The 5187-nt window shown below is 46.6% G+C and carries 6 protein-coding genes; 2 read left to right on the forward strand and 4 right to left on the reverse strand.

Features of this window, described 5'->3' with window-relative positions; translation table 11 throughout:
• The 4 genes from yidC to rpmH all read right to left on the reverse strand — a co-directional run.
• A partial coding sequence (gene yidC, locus HOK28_19975) for a membrane protein insertase YidC (protein ID MBT6435385.1) occupies positions 1 to 1173 on the reverse strand: 1173 nt, incomplete at its 3' end.
• A gap of 3 nt (positions 1174 to 1176) precedes the next feature.
• On the reverse strand, positions 1177 to 1458 hold the full coding sequence (yidD, locus tag HOK28_19980) for a membrane protein insertion efficiency factor YidD (protein MBT6435386.1): 282 nt from the start codon (positions 1456 to 1458) through the stop codon (positions 1177 to 1179).
• Complete coding sequence (rnpA, locus tag HOK28_19985) at positions 1407 to 1775, reverse strand: ribonuclease P protein component (protein ID MBT6435387.1); 369 nt, start codon at positions 1773 to 1775, stop codon at positions 1407 to 1409. Before rnpA ends, yidD begins: the two co-directional genes overlap by 52 nt.
• Before the next feature lie 15 nt (positions 1776 to 1790).
• Positions 1791 to 1940, reverse strand: coding sequence for a 50S ribosomal protein L34 (gene rpmH, locus HOK28_19990; GenBank protein ID MBT6435388.1), 150 nt, complete (start codon positions 1938 to 1940; stop codon positions 1791 to 1793).
• Between the two features lie 702 nt (positions 1941 to 2642).
• Between rpmH and dnaA the strand changes: the two genes are divergently transcribed.
• Both dnaA and dnaN read left to right on the forward strand, forming a co-directional pair.
• Entirely contained in the window at positions 2643 to 4100 is a 1458-nt protein-coding gene (dnaA, locus tag HOK28_19995; protein MBT6435389.1) for a chromosomal replication initiator protein DnaA, read from the forward strand.
• 494 nt (positions 4101 to 4594) lie between these two features.
• On the forward strand, positions 4595 to 5187 hold a 593-nt coding region (gene dnaN / locus HOK28_20000; GenBank protein MBT6435390.1), incomplete at its 3' end, for a DNA polymerase III subunit beta.

Consider the following 5187-nt stretch of genomic DNA (forward strand, 5'->3'; position numbering starts at 1 on the left):
ATAAGTGATTGGGAACAAAACACTTTTCACCGCGAGCGTCAGCAAGATGATGGCAACGCCCCAGCTTCCAAACCATCCGTGAAACATATTCATCGCCCAAACCATCGGCCGGGCAATGAAAGCTAAAGGAATACCCATGATGTTGTATTCGATGACGTTTGTAAGGTGTGGTTCGACTTCTTCAAGCTTATCTTCACGTTTGGGCCCTAAATAAAGTGAAAAGCTTTTCTTAACACCAAGGCCTGGAGCAACGCTTTCACTACCAAGGTCAAGCGTTACAGTAATCTTTTCATCCTTGGAGCTTACTTCGCATACCCCTGTTTGCTCGGCCTGCAATGCTGCGGCTACAACAAAGTACTGCTTATCAAGGCCTGCCCAAAAAACAGGTTCGGACGCCTTTACTGGACCTTCTTCCGTGTCATCTAGGGTAAAGCTCTCAACCTCTTCTGAAGTCATACAAATACCGCGATACTTTTGCATGGAGGGTGTGAGCAAGCCGCCTTCTTCAAGTGGCTTCGGTAAGCCCATTTCCACGACTACGCTGGCTTGTAATGCTGCAGCACCGCGGTTTGAAAACGTTACATCGTAATCTAAACCATATTGGCCTTCACGCACACGGGCATCAACGACAACACCGAGGCCAGATGGGCTCTGCCCTCGAAGAGAAACTTTCGAACCGCCTTTTTCCAATACCAATGGAATTTTCTCTTGCTTACCGTTCACGAAGAAAAGCAGTTTAGCTTGCTCCGCGTCACCTTCGACCTTCGTGGCCAAGGAAACCGGAGCTCTTACGCCTTCTTCACCAATTGATTCCGTATATTCTTTCAAGAAGATTCGATTTAAGGATGCACCGTCATTTGAAATCGACACATCAAGCATGCTTGAACGAAGCGTCGCGCTTTGCTTTTGAACAATAGCAGGTTTTGGAGCTGCTTGCGGTGCCTCTGCTCCCGTAAGAGATGGATCTAGCGAAGGAACATCACCCTCTGCGGCGGCTTCAGCTTGAAAAGTATCCAATTCAAACGGTTTGGCTGGGGGCGTTACCTCTTCTTGAGTGGCAACTTCAGGTTGGATCTGCACCGGCGGATCAATTTCCCCCAAGATTACCTGCCAAACCCAGAAGATAATAAAAGTCAGGCCGACTGCCAGAAGGACACGTTGTTGCTCAGTCATTTTTTAATCATTGCCTTGTTGCAGCCTCGTCGATGAGTCTGTGGTTGGAATCGGATCGATCCCGCCTACAGCCCAAGGATGGCAGCGACATATTCGGTGGGCAGTAAAACCAAAACCTTTAACTGCACCATGATGGGTAATTGCCTGAATCGCATATTCGGAGCAAGAGGGGTGAAATCGACATTGATTTCCGACAAGACCACGCAAAGTAAACCGATAACACCAGATCAGCGCTACAAGGACCTTGGCGGTCCACCCTGAAGGCTTACTTGATTGAGAAGCCATTCAACTTCCTTATGCAGCGTTGAAGAACCAGCTGTCGCTGCACGTGCGCGGGCGATAAAGACATAATCTTGACCACTGATAAACAACTCGGGTTTTGCGCGGATCAACTCGCGTAATCGGCGACGTACCCGATTGCGTACCACTGCATTTCCCACTTTGCGGCTAACGGTTAGACCGACGCGGCTGTTCTCGCTCTCGCTGGGATGAACCATGAGTAAAAGGCAACGTCCTCGGTGACGATTGCCTCTATTTTGCACTCGCACAAAATCTGCTCGTTTAAGCAAACCAGTGAGGCGCCCCGACGGATCGAGATTCACAGTGGAATCAGTCTCTTATTTTGATGCAATCGAAACCGTAAGACGCTTACGGCCTTTTGCACGACGACGCTTTAAAAGCGCGCGACCTGCGGCAGTTTGCATACGGCTACGGAAGCCATGCTTGCGCAGGCGACGACGATTGGAAGGCTGAAAAGTGCGTTTCATCTGGCCACTCCTTGGATCAAATCTACTCTATCGGCCTAACTAAAATCACCGTGTGGCTGGCCGAAAGCACCACTGGTAACCGGTTATCAACTTCATGCCTGAAAATTTCTTGGCACTGATTGAAACGGGACTCACAAAGGCCACAACGAATGCTATTTGTAAACATCTTCAGGTGTTTTGAAGACTTTAAAAAGATCGCTGCGGAGGGCGGATATTACTCACGAAAGACCTCTTGTCAACTCTATGCCCTGGATTAACTGTGAGCTTTTAATGACTTTTGGGCGATCTCGTCATCATGAAAAAAGTTTTTCGCCAGAGATCCTTGAAAACACGGAGCGATCAGCAATCTGGGCTCATTATTCGGCCAAAATCCCCCGATCCATAATCTTGACCATGGGCTGTTTGATCACGTAAACCATGTATATCTCATCAGAGCCATGACCGTGGCCATATGAAGAGACTGTTTGGGGGGCATTTCTGCCCATTGGTGAAGGTTTTCCTGCGCAGACGTTAATTGCGACGGAGGAGTTGTGGGGACTCGCACATACTGTACCCTTCGAGACATCAAACAATTGAATAAGCCATGCATTAGCCAACAGGGCCTGTGGATAACTCTGTGTACAAACTGTTGGTGCGGGAATATTTTTTATAATGATTTTAATAGCTTAGCAGCAATTTAAATAACTTGTGGATAAAGTAAGAATGACCAAAAGCGTAGACACAAATGGCCAAGAATTATGGCAAGGATTTATCGAATCTATTCGTTCAAATCTGTCTAGCCACGTTGTCCAAACCTGGTTTGAGCCAGCACTATGTGTGGGTGCAGACAATGCAACCATTCAGCTCGCGCTACGGGACAGCTTCGCTCGCGATTGGCTTTCAAACCACTACCTCACTTTCATTCACGACGGCCTAACTCGCTTTACCGGTCGTGAAATGGTCGTCGAACTCCAAGTCGTTCCGGAACTCTTTATGAATACGGAACCTGACGATGAGTCTCTCGATGATCTTGAAGAGGACCTGCAAGCCCCTGAGCAAGATCGTTTGGAGCTCGTTGCTCCCCTGAATGATACCGATGATTCCCCGATTCGAATTGTTCGTGAATCTCTCGACCCTGAGCGACGTTCCGTTCGCCAACTTAATCGCCGATACACTTTCAATGAATTTGTTTGCGGGCCCTCGAACCAGTTCGCCTATGCAGCAACCAAAGCCGTCGCTGGTAAACCTGGCCAAAGTTATAACCCGCTCTTTATCTTTGGGGGCGTAGGTCTTGGTAAAACTCACTTACTAACCGCGATTGGGCACCAAGTTCTTCAAGAGCGCCCGGGTGCTCGAGTGGTTTATACAACTGCTGAGCAATTTAGTAACGAAGTGGTGAATGCCGTTATGGGTGGCAAGCTCGAAGAGTTTCGAAGCAAATACCGTAAAAACGCAGACCTCTTACTAATCGATGATATTCAGCTCCTGGCGGGCAAAAAACGGACCCAACACGAGCTTTTTCACCTATTTAACACACTTTATGACTCCCAACGGCAAATCGTATTTACCAGTGACAAGCTGCCGCACGAGCTCCCTGAGATGGAAGAGCGTCTGATCAATCGATTTCAGTGGGGACTGATCGCGGATATTCAGCCGCCTGAAGTCGAGACTCGGGTCGCTATTTTACGACAAAAAGCGGAAAAAGACGGGTATTACATCCCCGATGATGTCGCATTCTTTCTAGCAAAGAATTGTTCTCAGAATGTTCGAGAATTAGAAGGAGCACTTGTTCGAGTGACAGCCCATGCATCGCTCAGCAACACCCCGCTCACTGCAGAGCACGCCCAACGCGTCCTCGCCGACATATTGCCTGGCAACACCAAAAAGATAACGGTTTCTTCTATTCAAAAGCTCGTCGCTAACTATTTTCAGCTCAAAGTTTCAGATCTGAAAAGCAAAGAGCGACGTAAAGTTATCGTCAGGCCGCGCCAAATAGCCATGTATTTGTGCCGTAAGCACACAGAGCATTCCTTTCCAGAGCTTAGCTCCGAGTTTGGTAAAAAAGACCACACAACGGTTCTAAGCGCCTGTAAGAAAATCGATTCAATGCTTCAACAAGACCCTTCATTGCGAAGCCAGGTTGTTGATCTAGAGAGACAAATGGACGTTTTAGTAAGCTAAAGCCCTCAAACAGCTGCTTGTTAAAGCCGTCTAATCCGAAAACTCGCTACACTTTTACGCTTTTTCAAGAGCGTCAACGCACACTTGCGTCTACTGACATCCGATTAAAAAAGCAGGGAGGTACAAGCAGATGTACAAAAGTGCCTGGATATGTACAAATCATGCGATTTTTATTTATATAAGCCTGTGGATAAGCCTCTGTAAAACTCTGTGGACAAGCTATGCCTGCACCTGTGGACAAAAGTTACCCACAATCCATGCACCAGTGAGCCCACAATCTATCCACAGGTAATTCCCTAGAAAAATTAAACCTTTAAGTCACTTATCCCCATATTCACAGGTTATTATTATCATCCTTAAAAGATCTATATATATAAATATAAAGAGAAGCACTCATGGCCAAAAAACCAGCTTTGACTCGGCTATGCGCCCTTGATACATCCGCCTTGTTTGAGGGATTTGAATTCGTTTCACGTTAAAAGAGAGCAGAAGCTATGCGAATCACAGTCGCAACACAGGAATTCGCTAAAGCGCTTTATCGCGCAGTCGGTATTGCCGATAAAAAAAGCACCATGCCTGTCTTGGCCCATGTTCTCCTAAAAGCAGAATCTGGTGTTGGCCTAACCGTAAGCGCAACAGATTTAGATGTTGGCATTCAAGGAACCTACCAAGCTGATGTACAAGTTAGCGGAAGTGTTTCTGTAAATGCCAAGCATCTGTTTGAAATCATCAAATCCTTAACAAGCGATTCTATCTCGTTAGAAGTTAAAGATAACTATTGGATTGAAGTGCATTCAGGTGCTTTCAAAACAAACCTCGTTGGTATGAATGCTGAAGAATTTCCAGCTTTGCCTGAACCAGGAGATATCAAAACTTTTAAAGTACCAGCCGATGCTTTGATTCAAATGATTGACCGAACACTTTTTTGTGTTTCAACAGATGATAACCGCCACAATTTAAGCGGTGTTTATTGCGAGTCTACTGAATCAGGTCTCTTGCGGATGGTTGCTACAGACGGTCACCGTTTGGCTCTAAGCGAGCATCAATTTGATTGTGATATATCTCTAAGCCAAGGTGTCATTGTTCC

The sequence above is a fragment of the Deltaproteobacteria bacterium genome (assembly GCA_018668695.1).
Taxonomy (GTDB): Bacteria; Myxococcota; XYA12-FULL-58-9; order XYA12-FULL-58-9; family JABJBS01; genus JABJBS01.

Coding starts and splice junctions, on each gene's coding strand:
- dnaA (MBT6435389.1), top strand. CDS start 2,643: ATGACCAAAAGCGTAGACACAAATGGCCAAGAATTATGGCAAGGATTT.
- yidD (MBT6435386.1), bottom strand. CDS start 1,458: ATGGCTTCTCAATCAAGTAAGCCTTCAGGGTGGACCGCCAAGGTCCTT.
- rpmH (MBT6435388.1), bottom strand. CDS start 1,940: ATGAAACGCACTTTTCAGCCTTCCAATCGTCGTCGCCTGCGCAAGCAT.